At 39.6% G+C, this 17,711-nt stretch carries 19 protein-coding genes, 1 tRNA gene and 1 rRNA gene; 17 read left to right on the top strand and 4 right to left on the bottom strand.

All coding sequences use genetic code 11. The features are described 5' to 3' along the window. The first annotated feature begins 21 nt into the window (after nt 1–21). The 4 genes from BN3282_RS04360 to BN3282_RS04345 all read left to right on the top strand — a co-directional run bounded on the left by BN3282_RS04360 (nt 22) and on the right by BN3282_RS04345 (nt 3,080). Nucleotides 22–855, top strand: coding sequence for a hypothetical protein (locus BN3282_RS04360; protein WP_059066933.1), 834 nt, complete (start codon nt 22–24; stop codon nt 853–855). A gap of 44 nt (nt 856–899) precedes the next feature. Then, nucleotides 900–1,883: a SpoIID/LytB domain-containing protein gene (locus BN3282_RS04355; RefSeq protein WP_059066931.1), complete on the top strand. Its 984-nt coding sequence runs from the start codon at nt 900–902 to the stop codon at nt 1,881–1,883. Between the two features lie 42 nt (nt 1,884–1,925). Continuing rightward, nucleotides 1,926–2,678, top strand: coding sequence for a M23 family metallopeptidase (locus BN3282_RS04350; RefSeq protein WP_059066929.1), 753 nt, complete (start codon nt 1,926–1,928; stop codon nt 2,676–2,678). A 144-nt stretch (nt 2,679–2,822) separates the two neighbouring features. Beyond that, complete coding sequence (locus BN3282_RS04345) at nt 2,823–3,080, top strand: GIY-YIG nuclease family protein (RefSeq protein WP_059070267.1); 258 nt, start codon at nt 2,823–2,825, stop codon at nt 3,078–3,080. Nucleotides 3,081–3,225: 145 nt separating this feature from the next. Here the strand turns inward: BN3282_RS04345 and rbr are convergent, their stop codons facing one another. From rbr to BN3282_RS04325, 3 genes are all read right to left on the bottom strand, one after another. Next, nucleotides 3,226–3,762, bottom strand: a complete 537-nt coding sequence (gene rbr, locus BN3282_RS04340) for a rubrerythrin (RefSeq protein ID WP_059066926.1) — start codon at nt 3,760–3,762, stop codon at nt 3,226–3,228. Between the two features lie 430 nt (nt 3,763–4,192). Next, nucleotides 4,193–4,735 (bottom strand): NADH peroxidase, encoded by a 543-nt coding sequence (locus BN3282_RS04330; protein WP_059066922.1) that lies wholly within the window; start codon nt 4,733–4,735, stop codon nt 4,193–4,195. A 34-nt stretch (nt 4,736–4,769) separates the two neighbouring features. Further along, nucleotides 4,770–5,165 carry a Fur family transcriptional regulator gene (locus BN3282_RS04325; RefSeq protein WP_059066920.1) on the bottom strand — a complete coding sequence of 132 codons (396 nt, stop codon included), beginning with the start codon at nt 5,163–5,165 and terminating at the stop codon, nt 4,770–4,772. A 345-nt stretch (nt 5,166–5,510) separates the two neighbouring features. Here BN3282_RS04325 and BN3282_RS04320 point away from each other — a divergent pair, with 345 nt between their 5' ends. Together BN3282_RS04320 and BN3282_RS04315 are read left to right on the top strand one after the other, a co-directional pair. Further along, nucleotides 5,511–6,614: a C40 family peptidase gene (locus BN3282_RS04320; protein WP_059066918.1), complete on the top strand. Its 1,104-nt coding sequence runs from the start codon at nt 5,511–5,513 to the stop codon at nt 6,612–6,614. A 485-nt stretch (nt 6,615–7,099) separates the two neighbouring features. Then, a complete protein-coding gene (locus BN3282_RS04315; RefSeq protein WP_059066916.1) occupies nt 7,100–7,306 on the top strand; it encodes a DUF1858 domain-containing protein in 207 nt (68 codons plus the stop codon). A 71-nt stretch (nt 7,307–7,377) separates the two neighbouring features. On the opposite strand, the gene BN3282_RS04310 is transcribed toward BN3282_RS04315, so the two are convergent. Continuing rightward, nucleotides 7,378–8,106 carry an adaptor protein MecA gene (locus tag BN3282_RS04310; protein ID WP_059066913.1) on the bottom strand — a complete coding sequence of 243 codons (729 nt, stop codon included), beginning with the start codon at nt 8,104–8,106 and terminating at the stop codon, nt 7,378–7,380. Between the two features lie 503 nt (nt 8,107–8,609). Here BN3282_RS04310 and BN3282_RS04305 point away from each other — a divergent pair. From BN3282_RS04305 to BN3282_RS04255, 11 genes are all read left to right on the top strand, one after another. Further along, nucleotides 8,610–8,831 carry a hypothetical protein gene (locus BN3282_RS04305; protein WP_059066912.1) on the top strand — a complete coding sequence of 74 codons (222 nt, stop codon included), beginning with the start codon at nt 8,610–8,612 and terminating at the stop codon, nt 8,829–8,831. 263 nt (nt 8,832–9,094) lie between these two features. Beyond that, complete coding sequence (locus BN3282_RS04300; RefSeq protein WP_059066909.1) at nt 9,095–11,035, top strand: glycosyl hydrolase family 18 protein; 1,941 nt, start codon at nt 9,095–9,097, stop codon at nt 11,033–11,035. Between the two features lie 69 nt (nt 11,036–11,104). Beyond that, nucleotides 11,105–11,806 carry an N-acetylmuramoyl-L-alanine amidase family protein gene (locus BN3282_RS04295; RefSeq protein ID WP_082667467.1) on the top strand — a complete coding sequence of 234 codons (702 nt, stop codon included), beginning with the start codon at nt 11,105–11,107 and terminating at the stop codon, nt 11,804–11,806. Nucleotides 11,807–11,847: 41 nt separating this feature from the next. Continuing rightward, on the top strand, nt 11,848–13,380 hold the full coding sequence (locus tag BN3282_RS04290; protein ID WP_059066905.1) for an L-threonylcarbamoyladenylate synthase: 1,533 nt from the start codon (nt 11,848–11,850) through the stop codon (nt 13,378–13,380). Continuing rightward, nucleotides 13,380–14,009: a uracil phosphoribosyltransferase gene (gene upp, locus BN3282_RS04285; protein ID WP_059066903.1), complete on the top strand. Its 630-nt coding sequence runs from the start codon at nt 13,380–13,382 to the stop codon at nt 14,007–14,009. Before BN3282_RS04290 ends, upp begins: the two co-directional genes overlap by 1 nt. A gap of 12 nt (nt 14,010–14,021) precedes the next feature. Next, nucleotides 14,022–14,510, top strand: coding sequence for a deoxycytidylate deaminase (locus BN3282_RS04280; protein ID WP_059066901.1), 489 nt, complete (start codon nt 14,022–14,024; stop codon nt 14,508–14,510). 46 nt (nt 14,511–14,556) lie between these two features. Next, the gene (locus tag BN3282_RS04275; RefSeq protein WP_082667558.1) at nt 14,557–15,399 is read left to right on the top strand and encodes a fumarate hydratase; all 843 of its coding nucleotides are present in this window, start codon (nt 14,557–14,559) and stop codon (nt 15,397–15,399) included. 18 nt (nt 15,400–15,417) lie between these two features. Continuing rightward, on the top strand, nt 15,418–15,993 hold the full coding sequence (locus BN3282_RS04270) for a Fe-S-containing hydro-lyase (protein ID WP_059066899.1): 576 nt from the start codon (nt 15,418–15,420) through the stop codon (nt 15,991–15,993). A 24-nt stretch (nt 15,994–16,017) separates the two neighbouring features. Then, nucleotides 16,018–16,743, top strand: a complete 726-nt coding sequence (locus tag BN3282_RS04265; RefSeq protein WP_059066897.1) for a lysophospholipid acyltransferase family protein — start codon at nt 16,018–16,020, stop codon at nt 16,741–16,743. A gap of 205 nt (nt 16,744–16,948) precedes the next feature. Further along, a tRNA-Ser gene (locus BN3282_RS04260) sits at nt 16,949–17,036 on the top strand. Between the two features lie 345 nt (nt 17,037–17,381). Then, nucleotides 17,382–17,711, top strand: a 16S ribosomal RNA gene (locus BN3282_RS04255); the annotation flags it as partial.

Raw genomic sequence — 17,711 nt, 5'->3', positions numbered from 1 at the left:
ATAGCAAAAGGAGATGTGGTTTTGGAGTATAGTTATGAATATAGTTATGATATGCCACTGGGAACACAGGAATCAGCTATAGCAGGTGTTTTATCGATTTATCTGATCATTCTGCTTGTCTGCATGGTATTTTATTTGCTCAGTTATATTTTTAAGGCGATCGGGGTTTATACGATGGCAAAAAGACAGAGAATGGATTACCCGTGGCTTGCTTTTATCCCATTTGCCAGAACATACTTGCATGGAGAACTGGCGGGGCGTATCGGGTTAAAAAATAAGACGATTAAAAATCCAGGTATTTGGCTGTTGGCATTTCCATTTATTTATGGGGTTATAGGAATTGTGTTCTATATTATCTTTATTGGGATCATGGGAATCAATGCCTTTATGAGTTTTGCAGGCTACGCGGATGGAAATGTGGGGAGCGCGGTATCTTTTGGAGTAAATTCCATTATAGGGATGATCATCTGGCTGCTCCTATTTGTACTGGTAAGTATACTGTACGAAGCAGTTTATAAAGTACTGGCTATACTTATAAACCATCAGATATTTATGAGGTTTACTTCCAAGAATATGTCGATCGCACATGCAGTGCTTAGTGCAGTGGTCCCACTATATGAGTCAATTTGTTTCTTTGTGATGAGAGATAAGGGGTATAATCCGGGAATGGAGCCGGATATACCGACACCCCCGGTGACACCGCTTCCTCCGATACCGCCTGTACCCCCAGTACCGCCGGAAGCAAAGCCTACGGCGCCATCGACACCACCTACAGAAGAAAAACAGTCTGTATCACCGGGACTTCCGGAAGACTCGGCAAAGTTGGATGCTAAGGAAAAAACAGAACAGGAATAAAGAAAAACAGCTCTTCATATATTAGAATATGGAGGGCTGTTTTTATGGGACAACGGTATATAAGACAAAAATTAAAGGCGCTTGGCGCTTTTATATTTATTCTTATTTTACTGCCTTATGTTATTTCTGTATTTGTAAACGGAGCAGATGAAAAAGAAGACAGGGCAGAGAGAGTATATGTGCGGGTAAAGATACACAGTGCGGATCAGCAGAAAGTACTCGAAGTTCCCTGGAACGAGTATTTCCTTGGCGTACTGGCAAAAGAGATGCCGGAGGATTATGAAGATGAGGCGGTAAAAGCACAGGCAGTACTTGTAAGGACAATGCTTTATAAAGAAATCGAGGAAGCAGAAGATCAGATCTTGACAGAACCCTATCTTACTGCGGAAGAACTGGAAAAGAAATGGGGGGCAAAAGAATATAAAAAGTATTATGAAAAATATTCGAAGGCTTTTACAGAGACAAAGAATCAGGTTCTATTCTATAATGATACTTATGCATGGACGCCTTTTCATCAATCCAGTACCGGGACTACGCGAAGCGCTCAGGAAGTACTGGGGACAGAAGAGTATCCCTATTTGACGGCAAAAGAATGCACACAGGATAAAGAGGCGGAAGATGAAATGCAGGTACATACTTTTTCTTATAAAGAAATACAGGAAAAGTGCAAAGATTTTCTGGTAGCAGAAAAAGAAGAAACGGCAAAGAAAGGATATTCGTTTTCTGATCTAGAAATACTATCCTATGATTCGGCGGGATACGTTTTGGATTTCAAAATAGGAGAAACAGTATGTACAGGTGATCAGTTTCGAGATGCGTTATCGCTTCCGTCCAGTGCGTTTTCTCTAAAAGACAGTGAAGGAAAGCTGAAGATCACGACGACAGGAAAAGGACACGGACTAGGGATGAGCCAATGGACGGCAAATGAATTGGCAAAAGAGGGGAAGACGTATGAAGAAATCCTGCAATATTTTTTTGAAGGTACGAATCTGACAGATGTAGGAGAAATATTTGCAAAAGCAGAATAACCCATTGCTTTTCTGGCAAAAATAATGCTAGAGGTGATGATAATGAATAAAAACGAAAAGCCTTCTATTTTCAGAAGTAAAGGCGCCGCGGCTGGCGTTGTGATCTGTTTTGTTGCAGTGATTGCGATGGTTGGAACATTTACATTCAACAAGTATGAAAAACAGATGGATGAACAGGTGGCGAAAGCTGAAAAACAGGCAGAAGAATTAGCAAAAGACAAAAGTAAAGAGACAACAGCAAATGATATTGTCCTTCCGGAAGCAGACAGAGATACATCTATGCAGACAGAAGAACAGACAGAAGATACACAACTGCAGCAGACAGAAGGAGAACAGGGGGGAAATACAGACGCAGAGACGGCCGGCGATACATCAAATGTTTGGTTTTCAGAAGAAAGTGTCCTTGCATGGCCGGCAAGCGGAGCAGTACTGATCAATTATAGTATGGATCAAACTGTATTTTTCTCAACACTAGAACAATATAAATATAATCCCGCTCTGATCATTGGCGGAGAAGTCGGAGAAACGATCGCTGCTTCTGCGGCGGGCATTGTGATGAATATTGAAGAAAGCGCGCAGACAGGTACTACTGTGACACTGGATATGGGAAATGGATATGCTGCTGTTTATGGACAATTAGCGGATGTCTCGCTGGCAGTGGGAGACTATGTGGGTACAGGAGAGACACTTGGAACTTTAAATGAACCAACAAAATATTATACAGTAGAGGGACCGAATTTGTATTTTGCAGTGACAAAAGACGGAACCCCAGTCAATCCTCTTGACTTTATGTAAAAACTGCGGCGGGATCCTGTTCCTGCCGTATCTTTTATTTTATAGGAAATTCCTTCTTAATTTTTGCTGAGGATCCGGTATTCTATATGCTATAATAAAAATAGAATTTACAAGATAGATGAAAGCGGCAAAGAGGAGAAACATATGAACTATACATATATTGTAAGATGCAAAGACGGAAGCTTATATACAGGATGGACAAATAATCTAGAGAAACGGATAAAGGACCATAATGACGGAAAAGGCGCAAAATATACAAAATCACGCCGTCCGGTCGTTCTCGCCTATTACGAGGTGTTTCAGACAAAAGAAGAAGCTATGAAAAGAGAGTGTGCGATCAAAAAATTGAGCAGAAAAGGAAAAGAAAAACTTGTGGAAAAGAAAGAATGTGTATTCGAATAGAGTATTCGGACAGAGCAGTTGCTTTCATATATAAAAAGTACCTTGATCGTTTGACATAACTTGCTGTATGCCTTACTATCAGGGTACTTTTTAGTTTTCAGCTGTTTTTGCGGCAGTTCAGACGCCATATAAAAATCGGCTGGCTCTAGTAATTTTCAACCTTTCTTTCAAAATAAGCTTTTGGATGTGCACAGACAGGGCAGATTTCGGGTGCCTCTTCACCTTCATAGATAAAACCACAGTTGCCGCATTTCCATCCAAGAGGAGCTTCGCCTTTGAAAGTCTCGCCGGCACGGAAATGTGCTAAAAGTCTGTTATAGCGTGCTTCGTGAGAAGCTTCTACTTTTGCTACGCCACGGAATTTTGCTGCCAGTTCCGGAAATCCTTCAGCGTCAGCTTCTTCAGCCATACGTTTGTACATATCGGTCCATTCGTAGTTTTCACCGGCTGCTGCGTCTGCAAGATTTTCCTCTACATTTCCGATTCCGTGGAATTCTTTGAACCACATTTTTGCGTGTTCTTTTTCCTGTGCGGCAGTTTCTTCAAAGATATTGGCCATCTGTACATAACCGGCTTTTCTTGCAGCAGATGCATAATACGTATATTTATTGCGGGCCTGAGATTCCCCTGAAAATGCATCTATAAGATTTTGTTCGGTTTTTGTTCCTGCGTATTTGGACATATCATTTCCTCCTTTTTATTTATGAATACTGGCATACTGCTGTTGGCGTTACAATTTTATTATAAAAGTTTTTTTGCAGGAAAACAAATCTTTTTTCTAAGATACTATTGATCGGCTGATTTTTACAAAAAGGTGTATATGGGATTTACTTAAGCATAGTATCCCCTCTATGATCACGAGGCTGTTTATGCCCATATATACTATGGTAGATACGGGAATTATCCTTCTTTGTTTAGGTTCTGATTGGTATTTTTTTATTCCCGCAGAATATGAAACAGATTCTATTGGAATTAAAAGAAGCTGCAGAAGAGGCAGTAGAAAGTACAAATCAACAGCTGAAAGCAGAAAATACAAAATAAGAAAGAGAAAAAAGAGCACTGCAATATTTTGCAATGCTCTTTAAATATATACTTACTGATCAAAGATAGAATTAGCCAAAATATCTCTTTAACAGACCCTCGAAAGCCTTACCATGGCGAGCTTCATCTCTTGCCATTTCGTGTACAGTATCATGGATCGCATCCAGGTTTGCAGCTTTTGCACGTTTTGCAAGATCGAATTTTCCGGCAGTTGCTCCGTTCTCAGCATCTACTCTCATTTCAAGATTTTTCTTTGTGCTGTCTGTTACGACTTCACCTAACAATTCTGCGAATTTAGCAGCGTGTTCTGCTTCTTCGTAAGCAGCTTTTTCCCAGTACAATCCAATCTCAGGATAGCCCTCTCTGTGAGCAACTCTTGCCATAGCAAGGTACATTCCAACTTCAGAACATTCTCCTTCAAAGTTTGCTCTTAAATCAGCAAGGATATCTTCGCTTACACCTTTAGCAACACCTACAACGTGCTCTGCAGCCCATTCTCTGTCGCCTGTCTGCTCTTTGAATTTCTCAGCCGGTGCATGGCAAACTGGACATTCAGCCGGTGCAGCCTCTCCTTCATGAACATAACCACATACTGTACATACAAATTTTTTCATAGTTTTCGTCTCCTTTTCTTAATAAATATATTTTCTATGACTTTTTAATGCAGTCACCGCATTTACCATAAAAAAGTATGGAACTGGATTGGATCATGCCGTCAAAATTTTCTCCGGCTGTTCTATTGAATTCTTCGATATTTTTTACATCGATCTCTAGATCCAGTAGCTGTCCACACTCGGTACAAAGAAAATGATTGTGTGGCTCAAGCCTTCCATCAAATCTGTCGCCGCCGTCGGGAGTTGGTATCTTGATCGCTTCTCCAATTTCTGTGAGCAGATTTAAATTCCTGTAAACAGTTCCAAGACTGATATTGGGAAATTCTTTTTTCATATGAAGATAAACCGTATCGGCGGTTGGATGTTCCTTTGTCGTTGAAAGATAATGTTTGATGGATTCTCGTTGCCGACTATATTTTAAAGTTGCCAATGGAATCCCCCTTTCATGCTAAAACGATAACAGTAACAATTACTGTAATTAAAATATAGTACATAAAAATGAAAATGTCAATAGTAAAATCAAAAAAATATAAATTAAAATTAAATAGGAATAATTCGGACAAAATGTTACAAAATAGTTAATAAAAAGTTGCAAGAATTGTTTTTTTCTATATGTTATATGTCGAAAGTGTCGATATATGTATATTAAATAACTATAAAATTGGTTGACAGTCCAAGTATGTGTTGCTATAATGGCAACGTAATAAATTTAACAAATGTGTAACATTTAGAACTTCCTACAAAAGATAAAGACTGAAGATCAAGGAGGTTTTATATGAAAATGACACACATAAGGCAAAAGATAATTATTTCTGCCCTAGCAGGAGTAGTTATGATTCCGGGGAGTGCGATCACGGCAAGAGCCGCAGAACATAAAACAGAAGAAAGTTCTGTTTTGCCCGTCGCAGGAATCGAATCGGTACTGACAGAATGTTATGAAACAGAAGTAAAAGAAAATTTGAATCTGTATTTAGTGCCAACAGCAGAGGGTGAGTATTCAAATATGGCATTTTCTAATGTGGGTGATTTTACCTACATTAGAAGTGCACCGGATGAAACCAGTGACTGGGTTGGAAAATTATATAATGATTCTGCGGCAGAAGTATTAGAATACCAAGGTGACTGGGCAAAGATAAAATCAGGCGATGCGGAAGGATATGTACCGGCATCCTCTCTTTATATAGGAGAAGATGCAGAACAGCATGAAGACGAATTTCAAAAAGAAAAGATGAAAGTAGAGGCATATGTACTGAATGTACGTGCCGGACAAGGAGTACAAGCCGATATACTCACACAAGTGGAATTAAATGAAGAGTATACGGTAACAGGGGAGCCTGTAGATGGCTGGTATCCTGTAGAAATAGGAAATATTTCCGGATGGGTCTGCGGAGATTATATTACAGTTGAGACAGCCTATTCCTACGGTGAGACAAGAGAGGAAGAAGAGGCAAGAGCAGCAGATGAAGAAAATAAAGTACAGCAGCAGGAGGCAGATGAGTCTCAGACGCAGGAAACCGTTGCCGCGCAGACGCAAGAAACGACGGGACAGGCTGTTATTGAGTATGCCTGCCAGTTTATCGGAAATCCGTATGTATGGGGAGGAACGAGTTTAACAGAGGGGGCGGATTGTTCAGGCTTTGTACAGTCTGTATATGCGCACTTTGGAATTTATTTACCAAGAACAACATGGGATATGGAAAGTGTAGGATATCCAGTCAGCTATGATGAGGCCCTTCCGGGTGATCTGGTATTATACGACGGACATGTTGGTTTATATATGGGAGATGGAACTATCGTTAATGCAATGAATGAAGCAGATGGAATCGGTATTTGCAGCGCCACATATACAAATATTATTACAATAAGAAGAATTTTATAAATCACAGATCTGGACAAAAACTGTACTCTGAAAATTAAAAAAGGAGTGCAGTTTTTCATGTCATTAAAAAGAAAAGATAGAAGAAAAATGAAAAGTAAAAACGATATGTGGAAAACAATACCAATATACAAAATGCACAAATTTGTTTAAAATTGTAAAAAAGCGTCGAGGATGGTAAAAAAGAAGTTTTCAACTTATCCACATTTAAAACAGAAAAAAACGTGGAAAACATTAGATTTTAAAAAAGTTATCCACATTATCCACATAAAAACATGTGTTTTTGGTGAATTACTCATGAGGAAAAAAGAACGAGTGTTTTGGTGAGTTATAATGAAATTGGGAATTTGTCGAAAAAAATCGGAAAAAATCTTGACTTTTAAGTAGTCTAAAAAAGTGAAAAAATTAATTTATTTTTCTGACGGTTGATAATTTGAAAATTAGGGATTATAATTAAAATCACTGAAAATAAAAAGGAGGAAATAGAAATGGCACAGATTTCTAAAAATACAACAATTGGAGAATTATTGAATATTTATCCGGAGGCAGCGCCTATTCTTATGGAGATAGGCATGCATTGTCTAGGGTGCCCATCCGCACAGATGGAATCTTTAGAAGAGGCAGCGATGGTTCATGGAATTGACGGGGATCTGCTGGTTGAGAAGATCAATGCAGCGATGGCGGCAGGAAAATAAAATATCGCAAATAAAAATACCGTTCGGGTTTTATACCGAACGGTATTTTTTTGAATCATATAGTATCTGCATTATAATGCGGATAGCTTTTGTACTGCATTAGCTGATATAAAGATTTCACAGTGTTCTTCTAAAAATGCGAGTATCGCAGCAGAGCCCTTTTCAGGAGATCCATACTCAGAAAGCATATTGCAAATCTTATTAAATTCATTCCCTTCGTGTTCTGCTTGTGCAAGAGCCAATATATACATGCGGCTTTCCGTATCATGATATAAAGTATTAGAACCTTGATATATCGGCGCAATCAGACGTGCCGCCTGGATTACGGCGTCAATTGTTTCAAAAGAAAACAAACGCACTGTAAAAGGTGGCGAAACCTCGCCGGTTTTTTTAGAGTCTGTTTTTGTAGTGGTGTTTGCTGCCGCTTCTTTTACCTTATTTAACAGGTTAAGAAATTCTTCTGCGCCCTCTAGTTTTTCCAGTGTGTCAGAGTTCATAGAGTCTGTGTCACCGGAGGAGGTAAATTTCGAAAATCTGGTATCTAATTCTTCGGGATCCTCCACCTTTGTTATGATCAATACAATAGAGTCGGCAGAAGCGGGAATCGCTTCGATCATTAAAGGAATATCCTCTGCTTCGAAACCAAAGTCAAAGGAAGCCTGCTGCATCATATCACGAAATAAAGATTTTGCTTTCTCTGTACCATATGCAAGTTCGCTCAATTTTAGATGGCGTGCGGCCAAATCAGCATGTGTCAAAGTACAACGAATTTGATTCTCATTCAGTTTTTCTATTTTCATATGATCACATCCTTATGAATTGATATATCAAATAGTATATCTTCTCACTATTAGTATAAACAAAAAATAAAAATATGTAAAGTGAAATAAATATAAGATTTAGGTTATCAACAAAATAGATGGACTTATGAACAAAAAACACATTGCAATCAAAAACACAAGTATCTATAATGGCAGTTACAGAAGATAGTATTCCTTGGTAGATATGAGTTTATACGGAAGGAGGAATACCAGTTACTTTTCTTAAATTTCTCGGTACAGTATATTTGTTTCTTCGATAAAGAGGGGGCGAATATATACCTTATTGGGCAAGATGCTCGTCTGGGTATAAAATCTATAGTCCTATGTCAGGACAAATTCAGCAAACAACGATGTTATCCGATGTGATTCATACTATCTTCCATCAAATGTCAGAAAACCGGCAGTATGTCACAAACACCTCTGTATGGTTTTATTGACAGATTTAACATATTTACCAGAATCGCCAGGGAGAGGAGGAGACCATGAGTAGGGATGAGTCAGTTTATAAAGAATTATTTGCAGAGTTAGAAAATTATGAAAAAAACGGAGTGAGTATTTTGATGGAAGACTGCAAGGCAAGTCCTATGCAGATTGTGACAGCATGCATGCTTAAAGAAGAAGGCAGCTATATGCGGGATTATGTACTAAATCCGGAAGGAAACATAGAATCTTTGGCTTTTATCAATATCAGCGGAAACAAATAGACATGGAATACCCCTTTACATGTTGGACAAAATAAAAAGTATATTCTGCAAAACCGCTTAAAATGTCATAAAAATGCCAAAATACTAATGACGGATATAAAAAATATGGTATAATAGCGAAGAAAGCGTATGATATGCTTATACAAATATGCATTTGAGGAGCAGCCGTAATGAGACAATAGTCGAAATGGTATGATATACGCAGATCTGTGTTTAAATATAAAGAAACATAGAATATTAAGGCCTGATTTAGGAGGTGCGGCATGGACGAAAGAGAAAGAAGAGGTGTGCAGACCCGCAGGGCGAGACAGCAGGAAATACAAAGAAGACGCCCAAGCAGCAGTGCCCGAAGGACCGGGGGAAGACCGGAGGCAGACAGAGCGGCTGGAAATCCAAATATGCAGAGAACAAGGCGCAGAAGCAGCCGTGCGAGACGTAGAAGAAGGAATTTGATCATCCGGACGTTTCTCTTTATTATCGTGCTTATTGCATTGATTGTAGGAGTTATATTTTGGAAGAAATACGGTTCATCGAATGAGAAGGCCGATTTGAATCAATACTACGGGTTAGTCAATGAGGATGATATGGCAGTTATAGTAAATAACCAGGTGATACGCAGCACGGATGATGCGGAAGCAGTATCTCCGGGAAAGATGTTTGACGGGATCCCTTATGTAGAATATTCCGTAGTCAGGGACAATATCAATAAAAGGATTTATTGGGATTCGAATGAAAATGTGCTTCTTTATACACTTCCTAATGGAAATGTGGCTGTAGAAGTGGGAAAGAAAGAATATACAGAGATTAATGAGACGAAAACCGAAGAATATGTGATTTTAAAAACAGAAGGTAAGACGGCATATATAGCACTGCCATTTATCGAAAAGTATACGAATATGGTATATTCTGTTTATAAAAAGCCTGGCAGAGCAGTGATCACCAGCGAATGGGGAAAGGTGCAGACGGCCAAATTAAAAAGAGATACAGAAGTCCGTTATCAAGGCGGTGTAAAAAGTCCGATTTTAACAGAAGTAGAAAAGGCGGATAAAGTAACTGTTCTTGAGGATGAGGACAATTGGAAGAAGGTTGCCACTGCGGACGGTTTTGTGGGCTATGTAAAGACGAGTTCTTTAAAAGATGAGAAAACGGAAACTCTTTCCAATGATTTTGAGGAACCTGTATATACAAATATCTCAGAAGACCATACGATTAATATGGCATGGCACAATGTGGAAAATGAAGATGCAAATAATTATGTTCTTGAGACAATAGCAGGGACAAAAGGACTTACAACGATCGCGCCGACATGGTTTAATCTTGCGGATACGGAAGGAAATATTTCATCAATTGCAAATTCTAACTATGTAAATTATGCACATCAATCTAAATTAGAAGTTTGGGCAGTATTAAGAGATTTTCATGGTGGGATTAATTCCTATGACGAGACATACCAGGTATTAAGTTATACTTCAAAGAGAACAAATGTGATCAATCAGGTTATTGCTGCTGCATTACAGTCAGGGGTAGATGGAATTAATTTGGATTTTGAGCTTATTTCAAGCGAATGTGGAGAACATTATATCCAGTTTGTAAGAGAATTATCAGTAAAATGTCGGCAGAACGGACTGGTTTTTTCTGTGGACAATTATGTTCCGCAGCCCTATAATGCACATTATGACCTAGAAGAACAGGGGATTATGGCAGATTATGTAATCCTCATGGCATATGATGAACATACAGAAGGTTCGTATGAGGCGGGTTCGGTATCCTCTTATGATTATGTGAAGACGGGTATTGAGGATGCGCTGAAAATGGTGCCAAATACAAAATTAATTGCCGGTATTCCATTTTATACACGGTTATGGTTGGAAACGCCAAAGACAGAGCAGGAGCTTGCGGAAGAGGAAGGTACAGAGGCGGCTGATTATCCAAATAAAGTGACCAGTTCGGCACTAGGAATGGATGAGGCCGTCGATACGCTCCAATCTGTAGGCGCCCAGGCGGAATGGGATGATAAGGCAAAGCAGAACTATGCTTCATGGGAGACGGATGAAGGCACATATAAAATATGGCTGGAGGACAGTGCTTCCATTGAGGAAAAATTAAAATTGATCAAGCAGAATAAATTAGCAGGTGTTGCTGAGTGGAAACTTGGTTGGGAAAATGCAAGTGTTTGGGATTTGATTCTTCAGTATGTAAACTAGATATAAAATTTCATGAAAGGGACATCCTTCTTTCGCATATAGTATACTATGTGGAAAGGAGGATGTTTTTTGCAAAGAAAAGTAAAAATCGCGGGAGTGATATTGCTGCTGCTTGGAATAGTGATTGCCTGCCGAATAGGCGGAGAATATTTATATGATCACATAAATACGGAAATAGAGACGGCAGGAAAAACGATATCGGACAGAGAAAAACCTGTAGTTGTCGTAGATGCGGGACATGGTGGCGGTGATCCCGGCAAGATAGGAGTAAATAACGCAAAAGAAAAGGATATAAATTTAAGTATTGCTGTATATTTGAAGAAATATCTGGAAAAAGAAGAGATACAGGTAATTATGACAAGAGAAGATGAGGAAAGATTGGCAGACTCACAAGTAGGAGATTTAAAAGCAAGGGTAAGAATGATCAATGAACATAGTCCTGATCTTACAGTCAGTATTCACCAGAACAGTTACCATGAGTCTTCTGTTCATGGCGCGCAGGTATTCTATTATACACATTCACAGGAATCTAAAAAGGCAGCGGAAATTATGCAGGAATCGATAAAAACAGCAGATAAAAGAGGGAGCAGACAGGCAAAAGCAAACGATACATATTATCTTTTGGAAAAGACGAAAACACCGATTATTATTATGGAATGTGGTTTTTTGAGTAATCATGAGGAAGCGGAGAAATTGGTTACAGAAAAATACCAAAAAGATGTGGCAAAGTCGATTTCAAATGGAATCGCAGAATACCTGGAAAGCAGATAAAGTAGTTTTTTTTTAAAGTAAATAATGGTATAATGAAGCGTATGAGAACAAAAATAAAAAAAGTGGATAAAAATAAAATTGAAGAATCTATTATACAGGAAGCCGGAGAGATATTAAGGCAGGGAGGTCTTGTTGCTTTTCCTACAGAGACAGTGTACGGATTGGGGGCGAATGCTCTGGATGAAGAAGCGGCAAAAAAGACATATGCGGCAAAGGGCCGGCCATCAGACAATCCTTTGATCGTTCATATTGCAGATAAGGAGGATCTGAAAAAAATCGCAGCTCATATCCCACCGGAAACAGAAGCATTGATGAATCATTTCTGGCCCGGACCTCTTACGATGATATTCAAGAAGAGTGCAGTGGTCCCCTATGGAACAACGGGAGGCTTAGATACAGTGGCTGTTCGTATGCCAAGCGATCCGATTGCTGCGCAGCTTATTAAAGCAGCAGGAGGATTTGTGTCTGCACCGAGTGCGAATACTTCAGGTCGTCCAAGTCCTACTGCTGCAGACCATGTCGCGGAGGATCTGGATGGCAAGATAGATATGATATTAGATGGCGGCAGCGTGGAAATAGGCTTAGAATCTACAATATTGGACATGACTGTAATACCGCCTATGATCCTGCGGCCGGGAGCGATCACAGCAGATATGTTTGAAAAAGTAATAGGCACAGTTGGTGTAGATGAGACATTATTAGGAAGTGAAAGTGACAAACCGCCTAAAGCTCCGGGAATGAAATACAGGCATTATGCGCCTAAGGCAAAATTAATGATCGTAGAAGGAGATTTAAGAGAAGAAATTTTGGCGATCCGACAGCTGGCATATGAAGGATATAGACAAGGAAAAATGGTTGGGATCATTGCTACAAACGAGACAAATCAATTTTATAAATATGGTGTGATTAAAAATATTGGAACAAGAGAAAATGAAAAAACAATTGCAAGGAACCTGTATCGTATTTTAAGAGAATTTGATGAAGAAAATGTAGAGGTGATATACAGCGAATCTTTTGCGATGCGGGGCTTGGGAAGGGCGATCATGAATCGCCTGGAGAAGGCGGCCGGGCATTTGCGCCTGTCTGCTTCAACAATCGTGCAGGAACAAAAATATCGAAGGATATTGTTTGTCAGCAGCACCGATACAAGTAGAGGCCCGATGGCGGCTGAACTGCTGCGTGCACAAGATCTGGAACAGGAATATGTGATTGATTCTAAAGGTTTGATCGTATTGTTTCCAGAGCCCGTAAATCAGAAAATAGAAGCAATCATGAAAAGTGCTCGATTGAGTCTTGAGAAACATTTTTCTTGTCAATTAAAAGAAGAAGATTTACAGGAAGACACTCTAGTATTGACAATGGATGTAAAGCAGAAGAAAAAGATTTTGGCAGAGTTTCAAAATACAGAAAATGTATATACGTTCAGTGAATTTGTCGGAAACGAAATAGAAGATGACATTCCTAATCCGTATGGACAACCGCTTACATCTTATGGTGAGTGTTATGAAAAAATGTTAAAGTTAATTGAAAAGTTAACAAATAAATTAAATTCATATACTAAAGGAGGAAAATGATGTCAAAAATTCACGTGATGGAGCACCCGTTGATTCAGCATAAAATCAGCTACATCAGGCGGGAAGACGTAGGTACTAAAGAATTTAGGGAAGTAATAGGTGAAATTGCCGGATTGATGTGTTATGAAGCCACGCGCGACCTGAAATTAGCGGATGTGAAAATCAAAACTCCTATTACGGAAACCTGGGGGAAAGAACTAACAGGCAAGAAATTAGCAGTAGTGCCTATTTTAAGGGCGGGCCTGGGAATGGTTGACGGGATGCTTTCTTTGATCCCAACCGCAAAGGTAGGGCATATCGGACTGTATAGAGATCCAGAGACATTTCAGCCGGTTGAATATTACTGTAAACTGCCGGCGGATTGTGAAGAACGAGAAGTGTTTGTAGTAGATCCAATGCTTGCAACAGGTGGTTCCAGCACAGCGGCAATTCAGATGTTGAAAGAAAAAGGGGTAAAGCACATTCGTTTTATGTGTATTATTGCAGCACCGGAGGGTGTTAAGAAGATGCAAGAAGAGCATCCAGATGTAGATCTATACATTGGTGCACTGGATGAAAAATTGAATGATCATGCATATATCGTCCCAGGTTTGGGGGATGCCGGGGATCGGATTTTCGGGACGAAATAGGAGGAGATACAGATGTCTGGAAAAAGGAAAGACTATTTGTCATGGGATGAATATTTTATGGGGGTAGCCATGCTTGCCGGTATGCGATCAAAAGATCCCAACACGCAGGTGGGCTGTTGTATTGTGAGTAAGGATAATAAAATTTTGTCCATGGGTTATAATGGTTTTCCGATTGGGTGTTCAGACGATGAATTTCCTTGGGCGAGAGAGGGGGAAGACCCTCTCGAGACAAAATATGTATATTCCACGCACAGTGAATTGAATGCGATTTTAAACTATAATGGCGGAAGTCTGGCAGGGGCAAAGTTATATGTCTCCTTATTTCCCTGCAATGAATGCGCAAAGGCGATCATCCAGTCGGGAATCAAAGAAGTAATATACGACTGTGATAAGTACGCAGATACTCCCAGTGTGATCGCATCCAAGAGAATGATGGATGCTTCCGGAGTACATTACCGCCAGTATCATCATACAAACAGAGAAGTAAAGATTTTTCTGTAACATAATTATAGTATAAATAGAAAAAAGAGGTGCTGATATTGTGGCGATTCGGACAGTAAATGTAAAGGAAATAACTGAAAATATAAAAGAGATGTGTATAGAGGTGAACCATCATCTTTCTTCTGATATGGTTAAAGCGATGAAACAGGCAGAAAAAAAGGAAAAATCGCCTCTTGGATGTCAGATCCTGGAGCAGCTTCAGGAAAATTTAACGATTGCGTCGGAAGATATGATTCCCATCTGTCAGGATACGGGAATGGCAGTTGTTTTTCTTGATGTCGGACAAGATGTACATTTCGAAGGCGGAAACCTCGAAGAAGCAGTAAATGAAGGGGTACGCTTGGGATATCTAGAGGGATTTTTGAGAAAATCGGTTGTGAGAGATCCTATTGTAAGAGAAAATACAAAAGATAATACACCGGCTGTTCTTCATACAAGAATCGTGGCCGGAGATAAGGTGAAAATAAAAGTTGCGCCGAAAGGTTTTGGAAGTGAAAATATGAGCCGTGTTTTTATGCTGAAGCCTGCGGAAGGGATCGAAGGAGTAAAAGAGGCGGTGCTGACGGCGGTAAAAGACGCGGGGCCAAATGCATGTCCACCTATGGTAATAGGGGTTGGAATCGGAGGTACATTTGAAAAATGTGCTTTAATGGCAAAAGAAGCGCTGACACGGCAAACAGGTCTACATTCTGAAATTTCTTGGGTAAAAGATTTGGAAGAAGAATTATTGAAAAGAATAAATGAACTGGGGATTGGCCCTGGCGGACTAGGAGGCACTGTTACAGCTTTGGCGGTCCATGTGAATACGTATCCAACTCATATAGCAGGTTTACCTGTCGGAGTAAATATCTGTTGTCATGTAAACCGTCATATAACACGGACAGTATAGAGCGAGGAGGTTATTACGGTGAACAGACATATAAATGTACCTATTACAAAAGAAACAGCCCAGACTTTACAGGCGGGAGATTATGTATATATCACAGGAACGATCTATACAGCACGAGATGCAGCTCACAAAAGAATGTATGAGATATTACAGGAAGGCGGTACTTTGCCATTGGATATAAATGAGCAGGTGATTTATTATATGGGGCCATCACCTGCCCGTGAGGGCCGGCCTATTGGTTCGGCAGGACCGACTACGGCAAGCCGTATGGATAAATATGCTCCACAGCTTTTGGATTTGGGGTTGGGTGCGATGATCGGGAAAGGAAAGCGCAGTCCGGCAGTAATAGATGCTATCATAAGAAACAAAGCAGTGTATTTTGCGGCAGTAGGAGGCGCAGGAGCTTTGCTTTCTAAATGTATTAAAAAATCAGACATTATCGCATATGAAGATTTGGGGACAGAGGCTATACGTAGACTTGAAGTAGAGGAATTTCCGGTTATCGTGGTAATAGATTCGAAAGGAAATAATCTTTATGAAACAGCTATTGAGGAATATTGTCTGGAAAATACGTGTGATCGAAGATCGGTATAACAATAGAGGAAGGACAAAAAATTAATGAAACGCATTTTACTGATGGTATTTCGCAATATTTTACTTGTGCCCTATATGTGGGTACGTTTATGTTATAGGGCTGCTCATACAGAAAAGTATACAGAAAGTGATCAATATGCTTTTTTGAAATGGATAGTTATTCATGCCAATAAAGGAGGAAATGTACATATTGATGTACACGGGACGGAAAATATTCCAAAGACCGGAGGCTTTATGCTTTATCCAAATCACCAGGGGTTATATGATGTCCTTGCTGTTTTAGAAGCGTGTCCAACACCGTTTTCGGTGGTTGCAAAGAAGGAAATAGCGAATATTCCGTTTTTAAAACAGGTATTTGCCTGCATGAAGGCATATATGCTTGACAGAGGAGATGTACGTCAGGCAATGAAAGTTATACTGGATGTGTCAGAAGAAGTAAAAAAAGGAAGAAATTATTTAATATTTGCGGAAGGAACAAGATCGAAACAAGGCAATCGTATCGGAGAGTTTAAAGGAGGAAGTTTTAAAGCAGCAACAAAAGCAAAATGTCCAATTGTCCCGGTTGCCTTGCTAGATTCTTTTAAACCATTCGATACGAATACGATCACCCCTGTAATTGTACAAGTACATTTCTTAAAACCTCTCGAATACGAGGTTTATAAAGAAATGAAAACAACAGAAATAGCGGTGTTGGTTCACGATGAAATACAAAAAACGATTGACGCAGCGCAAAATATTTCTTCTTTATAGAAGGAGAGGAGTCGCAGGAATTTCTTTAATGAAAGAACATGTTGGTTTTACGTGCTGTGATCTGCGTATAGAAAGAAGATAAATATCAGAAAAACTTTTATTTTACCGTTGACATTATAAATTCACTTTAGTATAATAAGTCTTGCGTTATCGTATAGAATAGAATATTTACTATAGATGAGTTCTATAGCAGATTTCAGAATCAGGAGAAATACTCAAGAGGCTGAAGAGGCGCCCCTGCTAAGGGTGTAGGTCGGGAAACCGGCGCGAGGGTTCAAATCCCTCTTTCTCCGTTTGATATTATCCAGAAACTACTGGCATAACCAGTAGTTTTTACATTTCAACTATTGGATTGTATGGGTGATTTCATAAAAACACTAAATGTAGTATGTAAAATAGGTGTCAGAAAAAAGTTTAAAAAAAGTTAAAAAAAGGCTTGACAAAAACTGGCAGCAAATGATATTATGTTTAGGCTGACTCGTGAGAGAAAGCGAAACAAAGCACCTTGATAACTGAACAATAGACAACGATCCTTGAAAATTCTTAAGAGAAAATTCAAAGAACGGTTTGAAAAACGAACCAAGAACAGTAAAGAGGGAAAGAATTGCTAGTAGTGATTTTTGACCAAGACAAACACTTATAACGAGAGTTTGATCCTGGCTCAGGATGAACGCTGGCGGCGTGCCTAACACATGCAAGTCGAGCGAAGCGCTTTAGTGGAATTCTACGGAAGGAAAGTGAAGTGACTGAGCGGCGGACGGGTGAGTAACGCGTGGGTAACCTGCCTCATACAGGGGGATAACAGTTAGAAATGACTGCTAATACCGCATAAGACCCCAGTACCGCATGGTACAGAGGTAAAAACTGAGGTGGTATGAGATGGACCCGCGTCTGATTAGCTAGTTGGTGAGGTAGAGGCTCACCAAGGCGACGATCAGTAGCCGACCTGAGAGGGTGACCGGCCACAT

The organism is Mediterraneibacter massiliensis (genome assembly GCF_001487105.1).
GTDB classification, from domain to species: Bacteria; Bacillota; Clostridia; order Lachnospirales; family Lachnospiraceae; genus Mediterraneibacter; species Mediterraneibacter massiliensis.
This window is presented reverse-complemented; position numbering and strand designations above follow the sequence as displayed.